General features: G+C 64.5%; 21 protein-coding genes. 15 read left to right on the forward strand and 6 right to left on the reverse strand.

What is annotated here, in order from left to right; all coding sequences use genetic code 11:
* Positions 1–79 precede the first annotated feature (79 nt).
* The 4 genes from B146_RS29615 to B146_RS0122530 are packed head-to-tail and all read right to left on the reverse strand — an operon-like array spanning position 80 to position 1711.
* On the reverse strand, positions 80–1000 hold the full coding sequence (locus tag B146_RS29615) for a hypothetical protein (RefSeq protein WP_019998743.1): 921 nt from the start codon (positions 998–1000) through the stop codon (positions 80–82).
* Positions 997–1194, reverse strand: a complete 198-nt coding sequence (locus B146_RS0122520) for a hypothetical protein (RefSeq protein WP_019998744.1) — start codon at positions 1192–1194, stop codon at positions 997–999. Before B146_RS0122520 ends, B146_RS29615 begins: the two co-directional genes overlap by 4 nt.
* The gene (locus B146_RS0122525) at positions 1194–1409 is read right to left on the reverse strand and encodes a hypothetical protein (protein ID WP_019998745.1); all 216 of its coding nucleotides are present in this window, start codon (positions 1407–1409) and stop codon (positions 1194–1196) included. The genes B146_RS0122520 and B146_RS0122525 overlap by 1 nt, the downstream gene beginning before the upstream one ends.
* On the reverse strand, positions 1406–1711 hold the full coding sequence (locus B146_RS0122530; protein WP_081631106.1) for a hypothetical protein: 306 nt from the start codon (positions 1709–1711) through the stop codon (positions 1406–1408). Before B146_RS0122530 ends, B146_RS0122525 begins: the two co-directional genes overlap by 4 nt.
* 221 nt (positions 1712–1932) lie before the next feature.
* Here B146_RS0122530 and B146_RS0122535 point away from each other — a divergent pair, with 221 nt between their 5' ends.
* Positions 1933–2250: a hypothetical protein gene (locus B146_RS0122535; protein WP_019998747.1), complete on the forward strand. Its 318-nt coding sequence runs from the start codon at positions 1933–1935 to the stop codon at positions 2248–2250.
* Positions 2251–2378: 128 nt separating this feature from the next.
* On the opposite strand, the gene B146_RS28700 is transcribed toward B146_RS0122535, so the two are convergent.
* Positions 2379–2975 (reverse strand): helix-turn-helix transcriptional regulator, encoded by a 597-nt coding sequence (locus B146_RS28700; protein ID WP_081631107.1) that lies wholly within the window; start codon positions 2973–2975, stop codon positions 2379–2381.
* Positions 2976–3127: 152 nt separating this feature from the next.
* Here B146_RS28700 and B146_RS0122545 point away from each other — a divergent pair, with 152 nt between their 5' ends.
* From B146_RS0122545 to B146_RS29235, 8 genes are all read left to right on the forward strand, one after another.
* Complete coding sequence (locus B146_RS0122545) at positions 3128–3574, forward strand: hypothetical protein (protein ID WP_019998749.1); 447 nt, start codon at positions 3128–3130, stop codon at positions 3572–3574.
* A complete protein-coding gene (locus B146_RS0122550) occupies positions 3571–3861 on the forward strand; it encodes a hypothetical protein (RefSeq protein WP_019998750.1) in 291 nt (96 codons plus the stop codon). Before B146_RS0122545 ends, B146_RS0122550 begins: the two co-directional genes overlap by 4 nt.
* Before the next feature lie 340 nt (positions 3862–4201).
* Positions 4202–4615, forward strand: coding sequence for a hypothetical protein (locus tag B146_RS0122560; RefSeq protein ID WP_244498261.1), 414 nt, complete (start codon positions 4202–4204; stop codon positions 4613–4615).
* Positions 4612–5910, forward strand: coding sequence for a toprim domain-containing protein (locus tag B146_RS0122565; RefSeq protein WP_026358866.1), 1299 nt, complete (start codon positions 4612–4614; stop codon positions 5908–5910). Before B146_RS0122560 ends, B146_RS0122565 begins: the two co-directional genes overlap by 4 nt.
* A 2-nt stretch (positions 5911–5912) precedes the next feature.
* Positions 5913–7754, forward strand: a complete 1842-nt coding sequence (locus B146_RS0122570) for a DNA primase family protein (RefSeq protein ID WP_026358867.1) — start codon at positions 5913–5915, stop codon at positions 7752–7754.
* A 469-nt stretch (positions 7755–8223) separates the two neighbouring features.
* Positions 8224–9063 carry a hypothetical protein gene (locus B146_RS28075; RefSeq protein ID WP_019998756.1) on the forward strand — a complete coding sequence of 280 codons (840 nt, stop codon included), beginning with the start codon at positions 8224–8226 and terminating at the stop codon, positions 9061–9063.
* A 94-nt stretch (positions 9064–9157) separates the two neighbouring features.
* Positions 9158–9517, forward strand: coding sequence for an HNH endonuclease (locus B146_RS27145; protein WP_019998757.1), 360 nt, complete (start codon positions 9158–9160; stop codon positions 9515–9517).
* A 101-nt stretch (positions 9518–9618) separates the two neighbouring features.
* Positions 9619–9909, forward strand: coding sequence for a hypothetical protein (locus tag B146_RS29235; protein WP_155897672.1), 291 nt, complete (start codon positions 9619–9621; stop codon positions 9907–9909).
* Positions 9910–10056: 147 nt separating this feature from the next.
* Here the strand turns inward: B146_RS29235 and B146_RS0122595 are convergent, their stop codons facing one another.
* Positions 10057–10329, reverse strand: a complete 273-nt coding sequence (locus B146_RS0122595) for a hypothetical protein (protein ID WP_019998759.1) — start codon at positions 10327–10329, stop codon at positions 10057–10059.
* Positions 10330–10572: 243 nt separating this feature from the next.
* On the opposite strand from B146_RS0122595, the gene B146_RS27150 reads away from it, so the two are divergent.
* The 6 genes from B146_RS27150 (at position 10573) to B146_RS27160 (ending at position 16485) form a co-directional block, all read left to right on the forward strand.
* A complete protein-coding gene (locus B146_RS27150; protein WP_019998760.1) occupies positions 10573–11055 on the forward strand; it encodes a hypothetical protein in 483 nt (160 codons plus the stop codon).
* Positions 11056–11062: 7 nt separating this feature from the next.
* The gene (locus tag B146_RS0122605; protein ID WP_019998761.1) at positions 11063–12748 is read left to right on the forward strand and encodes a terminase large subunit; all 1686 of its coding nucleotides are present in this window, start codon (positions 11063–11065) and stop codon (positions 12746–12748) included.
* Positions 12748–13974 carry a phage portal protein gene (locus tag B146_RS27155; protein WP_019998762.1) on the forward strand — a complete coding sequence of 409 codons (1227 nt, stop codon included), beginning with the start codon at positions 12748–12750 and terminating at the stop codon, positions 13972–13974. The genes B146_RS0122605 and B146_RS27155 overlap by 1 nt, the downstream gene beginning before the upstream one ends.
* Positions 13975–13985: 11 nt before the next feature.
* Positions 13986–14867 (forward strand): head maturation protease, ClpP-related, encoded by an 882-nt coding sequence (locus tag B146_RS0122615; protein ID WP_155897673.1) that lies wholly within the window; start codon positions 13986–13988, stop codon positions 14865–14867.
* A gap of 11 nt (positions 14868–14878) precedes the next feature.
* Positions 14879–16174, forward strand: coding sequence for a phage major capsid protein (locus B146_RS0122620; RefSeq protein ID WP_155897674.1), 1296 nt, complete (start codon positions 14879–14881; stop codon positions 16172–16174).
* A 68-nt stretch (positions 16175–16242) separates the two neighbouring features.
* Positions 16243–16485, forward strand: coding sequence for a hypothetical protein (locus B146_RS27160; protein ID WP_019998765.1), 243 nt, complete (start codon positions 16243–16245; stop codon positions 16483–16485).

Genomic DNA, 16485 nt, shown 5'->3' on the forward strand with positions numbered 1-16485 from the left:
ACGAAGTGGTTCGCATAGGACTGCCGGCGCGGGTTGGGCAGGCCGAGGGCCTGACGGGCAAGGGTGAGCTGGTCGCGGTTCATGCGGCCTCTCCCTCGGCCTTGCCGGCGAGGCCGCCCGCTGTCACGACATCGGCCACCATCATCGCGAAGTTCGCGAGATCGGCGGCGGCGGTTGGGACGGCGTTGCGGTTGGCGTCGAGGTTGCGCACCCCGTCGTTCAACAGCCGGTCCATGGCGAGGGCGAGCTTGGCCGCGTGGCGGGTACTCTGATCCGTGAGCCATTGCGGGTGCTCGTTCTTCCAACCGGGCTTGTGGTCGTTCTCGCGCAGGCGCGCTTCCATGCGCAGGGCGAAGGCCGCGACTTCGGGCCGGACCTCGCCGGAAATCGGGACCGGCGCGGCGAAGGGCTGTTCCCGTAGCCCGGAATAGTAGGCCTTGACCCGATCCTCCATATCCGCGAAGTGCCCGGAGACCTCGCCGAGCGCACGGGTCGCGTTCTTGGAGCTTTGGTAGATCACGGCCGCCGTCACCTTCATGAGGGCTTCCATAATGTGCGACCGGGAGCGGCCTTCCAGAAGCCGTAGGAGGCCGAGCGCGAGGCGGTCGGGCTCGGGCAACGTGTCCTCGACGAAGGCGACAGGCAGGGCCGAGCCCTTCGGCTTGGCGGCCTGCTTGGCGCGAATGCGTTCCATCGTCGCCGGCTCGCAGACGCGCTCCAGCTCGCGCGACGCCTCTGCCTCGATGTCGAGCCCGAAGGCGTTGGACAAGGCGGCGAGCGTCACCATGACGCCGCCCAGCTCCTGGCCGGTCTCGCCGATCTGTCGGCCGTAGACGTAATCCACGAGCCGGTGCGCCCGCTCGGGGCGATGGCCGCAAGATTGGACAAGCTCAAGCGCCTCTTCCAGGAAGCGGTCGCAGCGCTCTTCATTGTCGGTCGCCGCCTCGGGTGGGAAGCACTGGCGCAGCCAGTCGGCAGTTTTTTCCTGATAGGCTTTCATCGTGCCGCCTCCGCGATCATGAGCGAGCTGCTCGCGGCGGGCGTCGTGCTGGCGATGCCGTAGACGGTGACGGCGCCAACCATACCAGCGACGGCAACGAACTCGGCCGAGGCGCGAAGGACGCGGCCGAGGGGAAGGAAATGCCTGACGATGCGCGCCGTCTCGCGCAGTTCGGCGGTGAGGGTGGCGCGCATCAGACGAGGCTCCGAAAAGCGGCCATCACGACCACGAAGCCGACCAGGGCGAGAAAGCCCGTGATCGCCAGCTCCAGCGTGTTGTCGGAGACCGGGCCGCCGTCATCGGACGGGGCCGAGCTGATGGCCGGGGCGGCAGAGGGGCGCGGGCCGGCGTCGTTCGCGATCTCGCGATAGAGCGCCTTCGCCTGTTCGGGGTGTAGGTTCGGCTTCATTCGGCCGACCCCTTTGCCTTGGCGCGAGAGACCATCTCGGCCACTTCGCGGCCAAGCTCGGTCAGCTCGGCGCGGTCGAAGATGCGGTTCCGACCGGTGGGGCGGACCTTGCAGAGATTGCGGATCGCGAGCTGCGAGACGTGATCGGCCGGGATCGGCTCGCCGTCTTTCGCAGTCCAACCGAGCGAGGCGCGCGGGCCGCGACGGTAGGCGCGCTCAGCGAGGCGGCGCAGGGATGCGTGAAGGTGGTCAGGAATTGTGACCAGCGAGGGGCTGGCCACTTTTGCGATGCTCGTAGGCATATCGTGCTCCATCCGATGGGATGGGCAACAGTGTCACCGAAATGGTGACATTTCAAGCGATGTCACCAAAAGAGTTACAGGGAGGGTAGAACCTTCAATAGCTGGTTGTGGAATAGTCCCCAGAATCAGAGGTAGCAGATTGACTGTTGAACGGATTGGTTCCTATTTTGTTCTCATTCAGCGCCGGCTAGCCCAGTCAGCGGAACGGCAGGGAGAACGGAATGATGCGCTTTCAAATCGGACTGGTCGCTTTGGCAATGATGGTTGCTGTAGGTCCGGTCGAGGCGGCAGCGCCGTTCGTCGGTAAATGGAGCGGGGGGCCGGCGTCCTGCCAATCGCCATTTCGCTTTACGGAGAAGACCTACACGCCACCCGGCGGTAAGACGCTCAAGATCGTGCGTATCGAGCGCGATGGTAATTCGTATTTGGTAAGCTTCTCCGACGGCTACCGTGTCGCGCTGTTCGACGTGAGCACTCGGGCTCTAACTTGGCATTCCCCGATCTCCGGAGACACTTTCGAACTCAAGCGGTGCCGATAGAAACGAATTACCTGGCTGTCGCACTGATAGGGTGGAACAGAGGATGCGTCGGGATGCCGATGTTTCGGAGGGACTTCTTGCCCTCGCTGAGGCGCTGGAGCGAATGTCAGGGAAGGACTTCGACGCTTTTAGCGCTCAGTTTCCGGCTCTCCTCGCGCGCCGCGAGCGATCGTCGCAAGCGCTTCCGAAAGAACCTCGGCCTGACGCTCAAAGCTGAGGCCTCGAATCTCATCGAGAATGCGAGCCTTCCTCACGCTCAGATCAGCTTCTTCGTTCGCTGTGGCTTCGGCGGGCGTAACGAGCTGATCGGGTAGGAAGAGATCGCGAACATCGCACGACAGAGCCATGGCGATTTTCGTTGCCATAGGCAGTGCCAGCTTTCGTTCTTCATTGACGATCCGGCCAATCTGCTGGCGGCTTTCGCCGGTCAAACGTGCGAGCTCGGCCTGAGAGATGCCTGACGCATCTAGCGCCCTGCGAACTCCGTTGGGAGATTTTCCCTTAGTCACAAGCTTCTGACCCTTATCATGCGGGCCGAACCTGTCACCAATTTGGAGCGTCTGCGATCCTCCAAAACGGTGACACTCCATTGTGTCGTCACCGTATTGGTGACATAAGGGGGCATGACCCTTGCTGATTGGATCTCCACTGCCGGCATAAGCGACGCGGAATGTGCGCGACGGCTGTTTGTGACCAGGCAGGCACTCTCTCGCTATCTCGCGCATTCACGCTTCCCGCGCCCCGATGTGCTTCGCCGTATTCACGACCTGACCAACGGCAACGTGACGGCAAACGATTTTGCTCTGCCGCATAGTGCGCAAGCAGCTCCTTCGCGTCATGGGAAATCCGGCGTCCGCGTTTCGCAGGTTGCGGCGCGATGATGGAAGACCTCGCCCCCGATCTGAAGGCTCTGAAGGCTACCGGCCACGCGCTCGTCGAGGCTGTCGGCGGCTGCGTGGCGGCCAAGGTTCTCCTCGGCCATCGGAGCCCATCCACCATCAGCGCGCAAACCTCGATCTCGGACCCGGATCGCTGGATGAGCGTCCGCGATACGATGATCCTGGAGCGCCACGCGCAACGGCCGATCGTGTCCGAATGGATGGTGGAGCGGCACAAGACGGACCCGGAGCGGGTGCGCCGCCCGCTCTCAATCGAAGACGTGGCGCGCCTCGCGAAAGAGGGCGCGGAAGGCAAGCTGGCGATCCTCGCCGCCCTGGCTGACGGCAAGGTTGACCAGCTCGACCGCGCCACTGTCGCACGGGAAATGCGCGAGCTGATCGCGGTGGCGAGCGATGTTCTCGACGCCGTGGAGTTCGGGGCATGACGGCGGCCCTGCGGATCATAGCGGCCGATGGCATGAAGGACCCGCAGGGGAATGCCTCGGCGTTCATCGCCGACATCGTTGCAACGATGAATGCCGCCTGGGCACGCAAGGGCGTGGCGGGCTGCGACATCGCGGCGGCTGAGTGGCGCGGCGCTGACGGGTTCCTGTTTCTCGATACGATCCCCGGAGCGGAAGCGCTCACGGTGGGGCGCGTCCGCGCGTTTCTCAAGGCCGAACGTGACAAGGTAGCCAAGCGCACGGCGGACGGCATGGCGAGGCTTCTGTGACGGGCCGTGTACTCGCCTGTTTGGAATGCGGCGCGCCGCTTCTCGTTTGCGTCCAGGCGCGCGGGTTCTGCGACGCTCGCTGCCGCGCGGCATGGAACAACCGCCGCAAGCTGCGCGGTGCCGAGCTGTACGATCTCTACATGGCGCACCGTTGGGAGCGGGCGGAAGCGGCAGGCTTGGGGGTCTTCCAAGCCATCAATCGCCTCGCCTCGGAATATCGCGCCGAGGATCGCGCCCAACGCGAGGGACGCCGCTCGTGGCGCCGCCCCGGCGATGTCTTGGCCGAGCGCCCGTATCTCAAAAGCATCAAGACACAAGTGAGGGGAGGCCGTTGACCGTCGTGGGCAAGACGAACACTGGCGCGCTGCCGGATCGGTTTGAGCGCGCCGCAAAGGACGGGGCAGGGTGCCTCGCGTTTCTGCTCGGATCGCGCGTTGTAGATGCGGCCGAGACGATCGGGGACGGGACGATCGGCACGGCGATCCGCTGCGCCGGCTTCGGGCATCCGATGCAGCGGCCCTTGCGCGCCATGGGCGTCGTGGTGCGGCCTGCGCCGGCTTCGGTCTTCGTGGCCGTGGCGGCGGCGCACCCGGTCCTGTCCCGCCTGTTCGATGACAGCGACTGGTGCGACGGTTGGGCGGGTGCCTTGATGCGCCTGCCCGGCGCGTTCGGTGGCGAGCGTATGAGCTTCGGCCGCGTCTACGCGCCCGCCGTGCTCGTGCCGCGCGCCCTGATCTGCGGTGAGCCCGCGTGACCGGCTCACAGTCCAGTGCCCGCGATCTCTTCGTGGAGGAGGCGCGTGGCGTCGAGCTGACCGCCGCCCTTTCGAACCTTCCGCTGTCCCATCTCAGTGACCGGATCGCGCGCGGCGAGCTGATCGGCTCTTGTCCGGCCTGCGGCGGCACGGATCGCCTCGGCGTCAATCCCGGCAAGCCCGCATGGGTTTGCCGGGGCTCGGCTGGCGGCCGTGACGCGATCGGGCTGGCAGCGCATGTTCTCGGCCTCGACGCCAGCCGTGCCGGCGACTTTCTGGAGGCCTGCGCTGCCGTGCTTGGCCGTCCAGTGCCGGACGGTTCGACCGAGAGCGAAGACGAGCGCCGCGAGCGGCAAGCTCGTATCGCGGAGCGCAAGCGCCAGAACGAAGAGGCCGCCGCCAAGCGGGACCGCGAGGCGAACGACTTCCGCGCGGCCGAACAAGCCAGAGCGCGCGGCAAATGGCTTTATGCCAAGCCGGACGGGCAGCATGTCGTCTATCTGGCGCGGCGCCTGGACTGCTACGCGCACGAGCTGCCGATCGCGCCGTTCCTGCGCACGAGCGCGAATGAAACCTACTGGCACGGGAAAGACGATCGCGATCCCCGCGCTGTGCCCGTGGAGCTGTTCACGCGCCCGGCCATGGTCGCGCCCTTCGTCGCGCCCTCCGGTCATGTGATCGGCTGTCATCTCACTTGGATCGATCTCGACCGGCGGCCGAAGTTCCGGCCACTGATAATCGACCCCAAAGACCCCAAAGGCGAGCCGCTTCCGAGCAAGAAAATGCGCGGGACGAAGAAAGGCGGCATGATCCCGCTCGTCGGGTTCTTCGAGCTGGACGGGCTGATCCTGCCCGACCCGCATCGGCCGCGCTTTGTGGTGGGTGAGGGGATCGAAAACACGCTGGCGATCGCCCTCGTGGAGGGGCCGCGCGCGGACACGATCTATGCGAGCGCCGGCGACCTCGGCAACCTCGCCGGCCCGGCCGACGCCAAGGGGCGCTTTGCGCACCCGACGCTGAAAAAGGCGGATCGGAACGGGGTGCTGCGCCCGGTGTGGGTCGGCAGCCCAACGCCCAAGCCGGAACAAGCGCCCGACGAAGCTCTCCAGGCGCCGCCCGGCGCACGAGACATCCTCCTCCTCGCCGATGGCGATAGCGAAGTTCACGCCACGGCCTCGGCCATGGCGCGGGCGCGAACGCGGCTGGAAGCCAGCGGCGCGCTCGTGACCGTTGCTTGGCCACCGCGCGGCTCCGACTTCGCCGACATCCTCGCCCTCTCATCCTTCGGACAGTAAGCATGGCCAAGAAAGACAGCCCCGACGCCGCGTATCTACGCGAGTTGGTCGCCGCGACGCGCCTCCAGCACGGCCCGGCCATGGTGCCGGAGCCGGAGACCGAAGAGGCTGACGACGCGGACGGCTCGGCCGCCCCGGCGCGGCCGGACGAAATCCCGCGCGCCGAGCGCACCGATCTCGTGGATGACGAGATCGTGGAATGGTGCGCCCATCGCGACCATTCGGACGCGGACAACGGCAAGCGGCTGATCGCGCATTTCGGGATCGACCTTACCGTGATGCGACAGGCCAAGAGCCGGGCGCCTGCCTATGGCGTCTGGAACGGCACGAACTGGGACATCGAAACCGGCAACACCGCCGCGCTCGCCCTGGCGCAGCTCCTTGGCGATCGGATCGCGGAAGAAGCCGATCATCTGATGATGACCGATGCCGAAATGAAGGTCATCTACAAGGCGAGGGAAGCGCGCGAGAAGGAAGAGGCCGAGCGGACCCCGGAGGACACGCGCCGCATCCAGCTCGCCGAGAAGATCGAACAGCGCTTCATGGATCGGTGCGCCAGCCGCATCAAGTTCGGCGTGTCGTCCAAGAACCTCGGCAAGCTGAAAGCGATGCTCGAATGCGCCGCGCCGCTCCTGATGCGCGGGCCGGACGAGTTCGACGCGAACCACTACAAGGTCGCGGTGAAGGGCCACACGCTCACTTTCCGCAACGGCCCGGAAAAGATCGTCAATCCCGACCTCGAGCGCGACGACGCGCCGGAGGACGCGCCGGACACGATCACGGTGAAGATGGCGAAGGTGAAGGTGAGGGCGGGCCATTCCCGCGAGGACTATATCACCTCGACCATTCCCACAGCCCACAAGGCGGCGGCGACGTGCCCGCTCTGGCTCGCCTTCCTCGAAGAGTTCATGCCCGACCCGGCCAAGCGTAAGCTGCTCCAGGTCGCATTCGGCCTCGGCCTGCTCGGCATCACCGTTCAGAAGCTGTTCTTCCACTACGGCCACGGCGCGAACGGCAAGTCCGTCGCCCTGGAGGTCATCTGCCGGGTGCTCGGCGGCAACGCGGTGACGCTGCCAGCGGAAAGCTTCACGGGCGGCGCGGGGCAGAGCGGGCAGGCCTCGCCCGATCTTGCTCGCCTCTATGGCCGCCGCTTCCTGCGCGTGACGGAGCTGCCGGAGGGCGATCCGCTTCGCGAGGATCTGGTGAAGCGCCTGACGGGCGGCGAGGCGATCCCGGTGCGCGACCTGTTCTCGGGGTATTTCGACTTCCTGCCGATCTTCACGGCGCACATGTCGGGCAACGGCTACCCGAAGATCACGGGCACCGATAACGGCATCTGGCGCCGCATGACCGTCATTCGCTGGCCCATCACGATCGCGGACGGGCGGCAACGCAACTTCGAAGAGGTCGTGGGCGAGTTCGCGCCGGAGCATTCCGGCATTCTCAATTGGCTGATCGAAGGCGCGTTGATCTACCTGCGCGAAGGGCTCGTGATCCCGGACGATGTCGTCCAGGAGACGCAGAAGTATCGCGCGGAGATGGACTATTCGTCGGCCTTCGTGAACCGCTGCGTCGTGGTGGACCCGGCCTCGTTCGTGCGCGCCCGCGAGCTGTACGACGCCTATGTGGCCTGGGCTCTCGACTCGGCCGTCAAGCCGATCTCCGGCGTGAAGTTCGGTTCGATCATGGGCAAGAAGTTCGAGCGCGTCGATGACATGCACGGGCGGCGCTATGTCGGCATCCGCCTGGAGAACGTCCCGGTGCGCCCGACTCGCACGGCCGAGCCAGAGGACGCGGACGACTACCCGGAGGGCTATGGCGGCCCTGACGAGGCGCAGGGCTAGCGATGCGCCCGTATCAGCCTCGCGCCGCGCCAGAGCCCGCATACGGCCAGTCTGATGCCATCACGGAGACACTGACGATGCCAAGACCGCCGTAGCCCCTCCAGGCGCAGGGGATCGCGAATTTTGGACACGCCCGAACCCTCGATTGAGGGAACGGGAAAGCTCTGCCTACCGCACGTAATGGAGGACATGGAGGACCATGGATAAGTCAGGAGGACAGTGGAGCGAGCGCAAAGCCCTGCGCTGCAAGGCGCTGGATGGTCTGGGGCCGGTCTCGCGTATAGGCGCGATGAGCGCACATAGGCGCTGCGGGCGACAGGCGAGCGCGAAGCGCATCAAACCTCCAGCCTCACCATGACGGCGAGTAAGTCACCGGAAATACACGACAAACCGCCTTTCCCATCATCCTCCATCCTTCTCCATTTCTCCTCCATACCCTCCATTCAAACCACCATAGGAAACCCCTTCCGTGAACCGTAAGCCGATTGAAATCAGGGCCTTGCTGGCATGGACCTACCGGGAGGAGATGCCGAAGCTGGAGGACTTCCGTGAGGGGTTCGAGCGCATTTCGGTTCCCTCGGCCTCGACCTGGGACACGATCGCTCGCCTTGCCGTCCTAGGGGTTCGGGTGGACACGTCTGGCCCGGCCCCGGACGATCGGCCTTTGGTCTACCCGGACCCGGATGCGATCCTCGTGAATGAGACGGTTCTCGGCTTCGAAGACTGGACGATCGCGATGCCGGACGGATGGGATGCCCTTGGCGATCTGGCCGAGATCACGGACCTCGTGCTGACCGATGCGGAGCGCGAGGGCGCGCACAGGAACGGTTGGGACATCGCCATTCCGAAGGGGGATCGGCTTGCCGCTCTGGTGATCCGGCAGGCTTGGGCGGATCGGGGGCTACCCTGGCGCGATCACGGGCGGATCGAACGCCGCCCTGTTCTGGGCGCGAACGGCAAGCCGGCATGGTTCCGGGTCGTGAATGAGGCGAGGGCGGGCGAGGTGGCGCGTCCTCGCGAGGTTGATGGGTTTAACATCAAGGGTCGGCGGCCTTACGCGGGCGCCTATCGCAAGCACTACCTCTCGCCTTGCCCGTCGCTACTGGTGGCGGCTCGTATCGAGTATCAGGCCTGGGCGCTGGCGCTGCATCATCTGGCTCGCGAACTGCGAGGGAAGCTCGCCCGGTTCGATGTCTCGTGCTGCGTTCCCCTATGGCCGTGGGAAGGTCAGGAGGGCGATCCATCGCCTCGCGTGCTGGACGTTCGTCCATCCACAGGCGCCAGCGGGGAGCCTTTCAAGGCCGCTTGACGTGCGACTGGAATTTGACGTAGGTATCCATGCTAAGGAAGACTGACCCCGGAGCGGAAGCGCTCGCGGGGTTTTTGTGTATCTGGAGGATGCTATGGCGAGATTGCCAACATTGCGTCCGACCCTGCGCACCCTTTCCACCCGCTCTGTTGTCGCCATCCGGGGCGATGCGATGGTCCGTTCCGCCAAGCCGACACTCGACTTCTACGGGTCGGCGGCTTGGAAGGCGATCCGACTGGAGGTGCAACGCGCCTGCAAGCGGACGTGCCAGCGGTGCGGCAAGACGGATACGCGCATCTACGTCGATCACATCATCGAGCTTCAGGATGGAGGCGCGCCGTTGGAGCGGTCGAACCTCATCGGCCTATGCGCAGTGTGCCATGGCAAGAAGACGGCAGCGGTTAGGTTGGAACGACAGGGTCGGACGGGTTCCGGCTTCGTTTCGCTCGATTAGTTTGACGCCTCCCTAGAAATGCGCCCCGTTCTACGGGGAAGGCCTAAAGAACTGCATCTATCGGGCTATTTGAGAATGCCAGTCGAATGAATGGCGTCCTCATGACACTTGATACGAATTCCACGACTGCACTCGTTGATCTGGTGGTGGCGGTTGAATTATTCCGCGTTGAGCGCCTCAATCCTGAACAGGCCGTCGATCTCGTGCATGCCCTGGAGCGCTACGATCCTGCACACGGCGATGCCTGCTATCTTCCATTCCTGATCTGTCGCGACCAACTCATTCGCGACCTGATCGATCTCCATCCTCACGCTTTCCCGTCGCAGGAGGCCGCTTCGTGCAATCTGACTCATCCATCAAAGGATGTGGCACGAGATGGCCATGACGTCTGATGCCGATAGCTTTGTGCGATATCGAGATGTCCGGCTGAGGGCGGAGGCGCACCGCTGGAGCGTTCGAACCTCGTCGGTCTTTGCGCAGCGTGTCACGGCAATAAGGCGGCGCGCGAACGGGAAAACCTGCTCGGTAAGTTCGAACAATCAGGGCCAGACGGCGGTATTGGGAAGTTTCGTAACGGAGACAACGTCCAGCGCATCAATCCAACGCTCGCCACCATCATATTTCAGCAGGAAATGGGCCACACGGCTGGTTTTGCCTTCGCTCAACTGAGCGAACAGAGATGCTACTTTGCCGACAGTCGTATGCCCATTGATCTCAACGACTTGGAGCGTGCCTGCAAGCGACAGCACGATGCCATCCATCACGGCATGAGACTTATCGAGTTCGGCGGCGCTCGTGCTCCAGCGGGGCATTGTCTACGCGACTCCGTTTGCTGCCCAACTGGCCCTGCTTGATAGAGCGAGGTGGGGGGGAATGCAAAGTTTGGCCGTCTGGGGGGTCCACCGTCTCAGGGGCTTACACCCGGACTTTTTATTTCCGGCGGGCCGAAAATTCGGGGCCGAGTCGGGCCTGCGCCGCTCTGAAACCCCTGCGTTACAGGGCTTTCAGCGTTCCCGCCCTCAGTTTTCAGCGATTTGTTTTCGGGGAGGCTCGGCATGTCCCATGACGTCGATCTCTTCGGCGATCCCATCCCGCCCGGTCATGGCCGGCGGGGTCGGCCCGCGCATGTGCCGACGCGAGCAAGCCGCGACAAGGTTCTGATCGGGCTGGCGCTCGGCTGGAGCAATGAGCGGATCGCGAACGGCATGGGCTTAAGCCTGCCCACGCTCCGCAAGGCCTACGCGGCCGAACTGAAGACACGCGAGATGGCGCGCGACCGGATGGACCTGCGCATCGTGGAAAAGCTGTTCGAAGGCGTGAACGCCGGCAACGTCGGCGCCATCAAAGAGCTGCGCAAGGTGGTGGAGCGCAACGACATGATGGTTGCGGCCGATGCGGCGCGGTTCAAGCCGCGCGAGGCCGAGGAAGAGAAATCCAAGCCCCTTGGGAAGAAAGAGCAGCGGCAGGCGAACGCGGACGCGCAGACCAGCCAAGGGCGGTTTGCGGTGCCCGCGCCGCCCCGGCGCCACATGCAATAGGTGAACGATGGACTGGACGACGGCATGTCCCGATTGGGAAGAGCGCATCGTCGCCGGGCAATCCCTCATCACCTCGCCGCCGCTGTTCCCAGACAAGGCGGAAGCGGCCCTCGACGTGTTCAAATCCCTGCGCGTCGTGGACGTGCCGGGGTGCCCGACCTTTGGCGAGATCGGCGAGCCCTGGGTGTTCGACATCGTGGCCGCGATCTTCGGCGCGCAGAGCCCGGATGGCATCCGCCTGATCCGCGAGTTCTTCATCTGCGTGTCCAAGAAGAACGGCAAATCGACGGTGGCGGCCGGGATCATGCTGACGGCGCTCATTCGCAACTGGCGGATGGCGAACGAGCTGCTGATCCTCGCCCCGACGATCGAAGCGGCCAACAACGCCTTCACGCCAGCCGCCGAGATGGTTCGGATCGACCAGGAGCTGCATTCCGCCGAGCGCGGGTTCCTGCTCATTCAGGACCATCTGAAGACGATCACGCATCTGAAGACGCGGGCCGCGCTGAAGGTGGTGGCGGCCGACAAGAAAACGGTGGTCGGCAAGAAGGCCGGTTTCATCCTCGTGGACGAGACCTGGGAGCTGGGCAAGAGCGCCCGTGCCGACGCGATGCTGCGCGAGGCGACGGGCGGCATGGTGTCCAGGTCGGAAGGCTTCCTGATCCACATTACGACCCAGAGCGACGAGCCGCCGGCAGGGGTGTTCAAGGACAAGCTGGACTATGCCCGGAAGGTGCGAGACGGCGAGATCGAAGATCGGAAGTTCCTGCCGATCATCTACGAATTCCCCCGCGCCATGGTGGAGGCGGAAGCCTTCCTCGACCCGGCCAACTTCTACGTGACGAACCCGAACCTTGGGCACTCCGTAAGCGAAGAATGGTTGGAAGACGAGCTGCGCAAGGAGATGGAGAAGGGCGCCGAGACCCGAAACGTCTTCCTCGCCAAACACCTGAATGTCGAGATCAGCACGAACATGCGCACGGACCGCTGGGCCGGCGCGGACTTCTGGGCCGAACGTGGGACTGCGCTGACGCTGGACCAACTGATCTCGCGCTGCGAGGTCGCGGCGATCGGCATCGACGGCGGCGGCCTGGACGATCTGTTCGGCTTGACGGTTGTCGGGCGGGATCGCGAGACCAAACACTGGCTCTCGTGGTCCCATGCATGGTGCCACAAGGGCGTGCTGAAGCGCCGCAAACAGATCGCCACCCTCTTGGAGGGCTTCGAGCGAGCGAAAGAGCTGACGATCGTCGGCGACGAGCTCGCCGATCTCGCGGCGATCGTCGCCATCGTCCAGCGCGTGAAGGATGGCGGCATTCTCGCTTCCGTTGCGGTCGATCCGGCGGGCCTCGGCGGACTAGTGGACGCGCTAGCCGAGATCGGCGTCACGCAGGAGGCCAAGAACCTCGTGGGTGTGTCCCAAGGCTTCGGCCTGATGAACGCGATCAAGACGGCCGAGCGCAAGCTCGTGAACGGGACGTTCTTCCATGCTGGCGGTGACCTGATGAACTGGTGCGTCGGCAACCTTCGGATCGAACCGACCGCGACCGCGATCCGGGCGACAAAACAGAACGCGGGCGACGCGAAGATCGACCCGGCCATGGCGATGTTCAACGCCGTGGCGGTGATGAGCTTGAACCCGCAGGCGGCTCGCAGCTCGCCTTATGAAACCCGAGGAATACGGATGGTGTAATGGGTATCTTCCAGCGCCTTTTCGGCGGCGGGCCGAAGGCCGAAGCTGCCCCCTTCGTGGCGGACCCTGTTGTCATGGAAACCCTTCGGGGTGGCGCATGGCTCTGGGGTGAGGGTGAAGTGAACGTCGAACAGGCGTTGCGAAACCCGGCCGTGTTCCGATGCGTGATGCTGATCTCAACGACGATTGGCATGTTGCCGCTTCATCTGATCGATGAGGAGACCAAAGAGAAGGCCACGGATCACCCGCTTTTCGCTCTCCTGCATAGCGAGCCGAACGGCTGGCAAACGGCTTATGAGTTCCGCTGTCTGTTGCAGCTCCGAGCCCTGACCAAGGGCAACGCCTATGCGCAGATCGTCTGGTCTCGTGACCTCAGGCAAGGTGGACGGCGAAAGCCGATCCGCCTGATCCCGCTCGATCCCGACCGGGTGACGGCCAAACTCTCCGATGCCTGGGAGATGGTCTACGAGTACCAGCCGCCGAAGGGCGGCCGTCAGACGATCCCCGCTTCGGACATGTTGCACCTTCGCGGCCCATCTCTCGACGGCATCGTGGGCGTGTCGATGCTTCGGCAAGCGCGGGATGCGGTGCGCCTGGCTCTCGACGCCGATCTTGCGATCCGGCGGCTGTTTCGAAACGGCAGCTTCGTTGGTGCGACGCTGGAAACGCCCGGAGAGATGTCGCAGGAAGCCTATGAACGCCTCGTGGCTTCGTGGAACGAGCAATATGCCGGTGCGGAGAATGCGGGCAAAACGCCGGTCCTGGAAGGCGGCACGAAGCTGAACGTGCATGGCACCTCGGCGAAGGATGCGCAGTCGAACGAGCTGCGCGGGCGGCAAATCGAAGAGATTGCCCGCGTGTTCGGTGTCCCTCGGCCGCTCCTGATGATCGATGAAACGAGCTGGGGCTCGGGGATCGATGCGCTCGGGCAGTTCTTCGTCCAGTACGGCTTGAACCCATGGTTCGAGGCTTGGCAGCAAGCCATCGACCGGGTGCTGCTGGTGGGCGCTGATCGCGGGCGGTACGCCGCCAAGTTCAATCCGGCGGCGCTCCTGCGCGGCTCGATCAAAGACCAGGGCGAGTATCTGGCGAAGGCGCTGGGCTCCGGCGGCCATCAGCCCTGGATGCATGTTGACGAGGTTCGGAGCGTTCTGGACCTGCCGAACCGGGATGCGCCCCCGCATCCGATGATGGGCCACAACGGCGGGCCGCAGATCGACCCTTAAGGATTGGGATCATGAGCAAGTTTCGCACTCGCCCGCGAGTGATGGCGAAGGCGCGCCCGGCTGCGCTGCCTCTGCCCATCCGGCAGGATGTTCACGCCTTCACGAAGCCCGCCGTTTTTGACGAATGGGGAAGGGACGCCGCCGGCATCCGGGCCGTCGCCACGAACGACAACGTCATCACCATGTTCGACGTGATCGGCGAGGATTACTGGTCGGGCGGCGGCGTGACGGCCAAGCGGATCACCTCGCAGCTCCGCGCGATCGGCGACAGGCCGGTGGAAGTCCAGATCAATTCGCCCGGCGGCGACATGTTCGAGGGCATCGCGATCTTCAATGTGCTTCGCGAGCATCCCCAGCCCGTGACGGTCAAGGTCATGGGCATGGCGGCGTCCGCCGCCTCCATCATTGCCATGGCCGGCGACCATATCGAGATCGGGGCCGCGTCGTTCCTGATGATCCACAATTGCTGGGTTCTCGCGGTCGGCAACCGTCATGACATGGCCGAGACTGCCGAATGGCTGGCGCCGTTCGATCAAGCGATGGTGGACCTCTACGCGGCCCGCACCGGGCAGGACGCCGCATCCGTCGCGAAGTGGATGGATGCCGAAACATACATGTCCGGCAGTCAGGCGATCGAGCGGGGCTTTGCCGACGCTCTTTTGCCCGCCGACGCCATGAAGACAGACGAAGGCGCGCAGTCGAACGACCGGCAGGTCAACGAACTGCGCGCCCTCGAATTGCAGCTCGTGTCGGCCGGTTCGACCCGGACGCAGGCGCGCGAGCGCATCAAGAAGATCAAGGGTACGCCTGACGCTGCCCTCGAAGCCACGCCCGGCGCTGGCGATGAATGGTCGGGTCTCCCGGCCGATCTCCTGACCTTCCGTTTCTCATAAGGGCAACCGCCATGAAACATATCGCTCCGGGCTCTTTCGCCCTCGCAACTGCCATGCCTGTTCCTCGTGCCATCTCGGGTCTCGGCGTGCGCGCCGACGCCTCCGATCCCAAGGTCATTCTGGCCGAGCTGAAGAAGTCCTTCGAGGCTTTCAAAGAAGCCAACGACGCGGCCCTGAAGGCCAAGGCCGATGTCGTCGTTGACGAAAAGGTCACGCGCATCGACGCCGCCGTGGGCAACTTCCAGGCCGCGCTGGACGAGATCAACGCCAAGCTCGCCGCTGGCACGCTCGGCTCGCCCGGCGACGGTAACGATCGCCCGCAGGATCAAGCTTATACCGATCGCTGGAACGCCTTCATGCGTCACGGCACGGATGAAGCTGGTCTGCGGGCGGCGAACCGTGAAGGCCCTCGCGCTGCCATGACGGCCGGTTCGAACCCCGATGGCGGTTATCTCGCGCCGGTGGAATGGGATCGCAGCATCACGTTGCGGCTCAAGGAAATCTCGCCGATCCGCCAGAACGCGTTCGTCCAGCCGATCACCGGGGCGGGCTTCCGCAAGCTCTATAGCGACCGGAATGTCGGCTCGGGCTGGGTCGGCGAGACCGCATCGCGCCCGGCGACGACCACGCCGACCCTGTCGGTTCTCGACTTCGCAACCGGCGAAATGTACGCGTTTCCCTTCGTCACGCGCACCATTCTCGAAGACTCGGAAGTCAATCTGGAAGACTGGCTCGGCGGCGAAGTCGAGACGGAATTCTCGCGGCAGGAAGGTGTCGCCTTCATCGCCGGCGATGGGGTCAACAAGCCGTTTGGCATCCTGACATACGTCACGGGCGGGCCGAACGCTGCCAAGCATCCGTTCGGCGCCATCAAGGCTGTGGTGACCGGCGATGCTGCGAAGCTCTCTGCGGACAGCTTCATTTCGATCGTCCAGGACGTGCCGTCCGCCTTCCGCCCGAACGCCAAGTTCTACATGAACCGGCAGACGGTCTCTTCCGCCCGCAAGTTCAAGGATGGGCAGGGCAACTACCTCTGGCAACCGAGCTATGCGGCGGGCGTCCCGTCCACTCTGGTCGGCGAGGCGATCGTGGAAGTGCCCGACATGCCCGACGTGGCGGCCGGGGCGATCCCCTACCTCTATGGCGACATGGCCGCGACCTATGTCGTGGTCGATCGTCGCGGCATCCTCGTGCTGCGTGACGAGCTGACGAACAAACCCTTCGTCGGCTTCTACACGACCAAGCGTGTCGGCGGCGGTGTCTTCAACCCCGAGCCCATGCGCGCCGGTAAGGTCTCCGCCTCCTAAGGGCGGGGAAGGACGTTCCTGCAACAGGCCGGCGCTAACGCGTCGGCCTTTTTCATGTGGAGGCCTTTATGGTCACGAAGAGCAAATCCGATACCGGCGTGGCGCCTGCCAGCGAGTTCGACCCCTCGGGCGCGCCCGTACAGATCGTCCCTGATGTCGATCCGTCCCATCCTGCAGTCGATAACGACCCGCGCGCGGCGACGACGGCGGATCAGAACAAGATCGATTTCAACGATCCGACGCTGTCGGGTGCCGAGGCTGTCGCGAAGGCGCTCGCCGGTCAGACGACGGACGAAGTGAAGGAAGGCTAA

This window comes from Aureimonas ureilytica DSM 18598 = NBRC 106430 (assembly GCF_000382705.1).
In the GTDB taxonomy this organism is placed as follows: Bacteria; Pseudomonadota; Alphaproteobacteria; order Rhizobiales; family Rhizobiaceae; genus Aureimonas; species Aureimonas ureilytica.

Coding starts and splice junctions, on each gene's coding strand:
- B146_RS29615 (WP_019998743.1), bottom strand. CDS start 1,000: ATGAAAGCCTATCAGGAAAAAACTGCCGACTGGCTGCGCCAGTGCTTC.
- B146_RS0122520 (WP_019998744.1), bottom strand. CDS start 1,194: ATGCGCGCCACCCTCACCGCCGAACTGCGCGAGACGGCGCGCATCGTC.
- B146_RS0122525 (WP_019998745.1), bottom strand. CDS start 1,409: ATGAAGCCGAACCTACACCCCGAACAGGCGAAGGCGCTCTATCGCGAG.
- B146_RS0122530 (WP_081631106.1), bottom strand. CDS start 1,711: ATGCCTACGAGCATCGCAAAAGTGGCCAGCCCCTCGCTGGTCACAATT.
- B146_RS0122535 (WP_019998747.1), top strand. CDS start 1,933: ATGATGCGCTTTCAAATCGGACTGGTCGCTTTGGCAATGATGGTTGCT.
- B146_RS28700 (WP_081631107.1), bottom strand. CDS start 2,975: ATGCGCGAGATAGCGAGAGAGTGCCTGCCTGGTCACAAACAGCCGTCG.
- B146_RS0122545 (WP_019998749.1), top strand. CDS start 3,128: ATGATGGAAGACCTCGCCCCCGATCTGAAGGCTCTGAAGGCTACCGGC.
- B146_RS0122550 (WP_019998750.1), top strand. CDS start 3,571: ATGACGGCGGCCCTGCGGATCATAGCGGCCGATGGCATGAAGGACCCG.
- B146_RS0122570 (WP_026358867.1), top strand. CDS start 5,913: ATGGCCAAGAAAGACAGCCCCGACGCCGCGTATCTACGCGAGTTGGTC.
- B146_RS27145 (WP_019998757.1), top strand. CDS start 9,158: ATGGCGAGATTGCCAACATTGCGTCCGACCCTGCGCACCCTTTCCACC.
- B146_RS29235 (WP_155897672.1), top strand. CDS start 9,619: ATGACACTTGATACGAATTCCACGACTGCACTCGTTGATCTGGTGGTG.
- B146_RS0122595 (WP_019998759.1), bottom strand. CDS start 10,329: ATGCCCCGCTGGAGCACGAGCGCCGCCGAACTCGATAAGTCTCATGCC.
- B146_RS27150 (WP_019998760.1), top strand. CDS start 10,573: ATGTCCCATGACGTCGATCTCTTCGGCGATCCCATCCCGCCCGGTCAT.
- B146_RS0122605 (WP_019998761.1), top strand. CDS start 11,063: ATGGACTGGACGACGGCATGTCCCGATTGGGAAGAGCGCATCGTCGCC.
- B146_RS27155 (WP_019998762.1), top strand. CDS start 12,748: ATGGGTATCTTCCAGCGCCTTTTCGGCGGCGGGCCGAAGGCCGAAGCT.
- B146_RS0122615 (WP_155897673.1), top strand. CDS start 13,986: ATGAGCAAGTTTCGCACTCGCCCGCGAGTGATGGCGAAGGCGCGCCCG.
- B146_RS0122620 (WP_155897674.1), top strand. CDS start 14,879: ATGAAACATATCGCTCCGGGCTCTTTCGCCCTCGCAACTGCCATGCCT.
- B146_RS27160 (WP_019998765.1), top strand. CDS start 16,243: ATGGTCACGAAGAGCAAATCCGATACCGGCGTGGCGCCTGCCAGCGAG.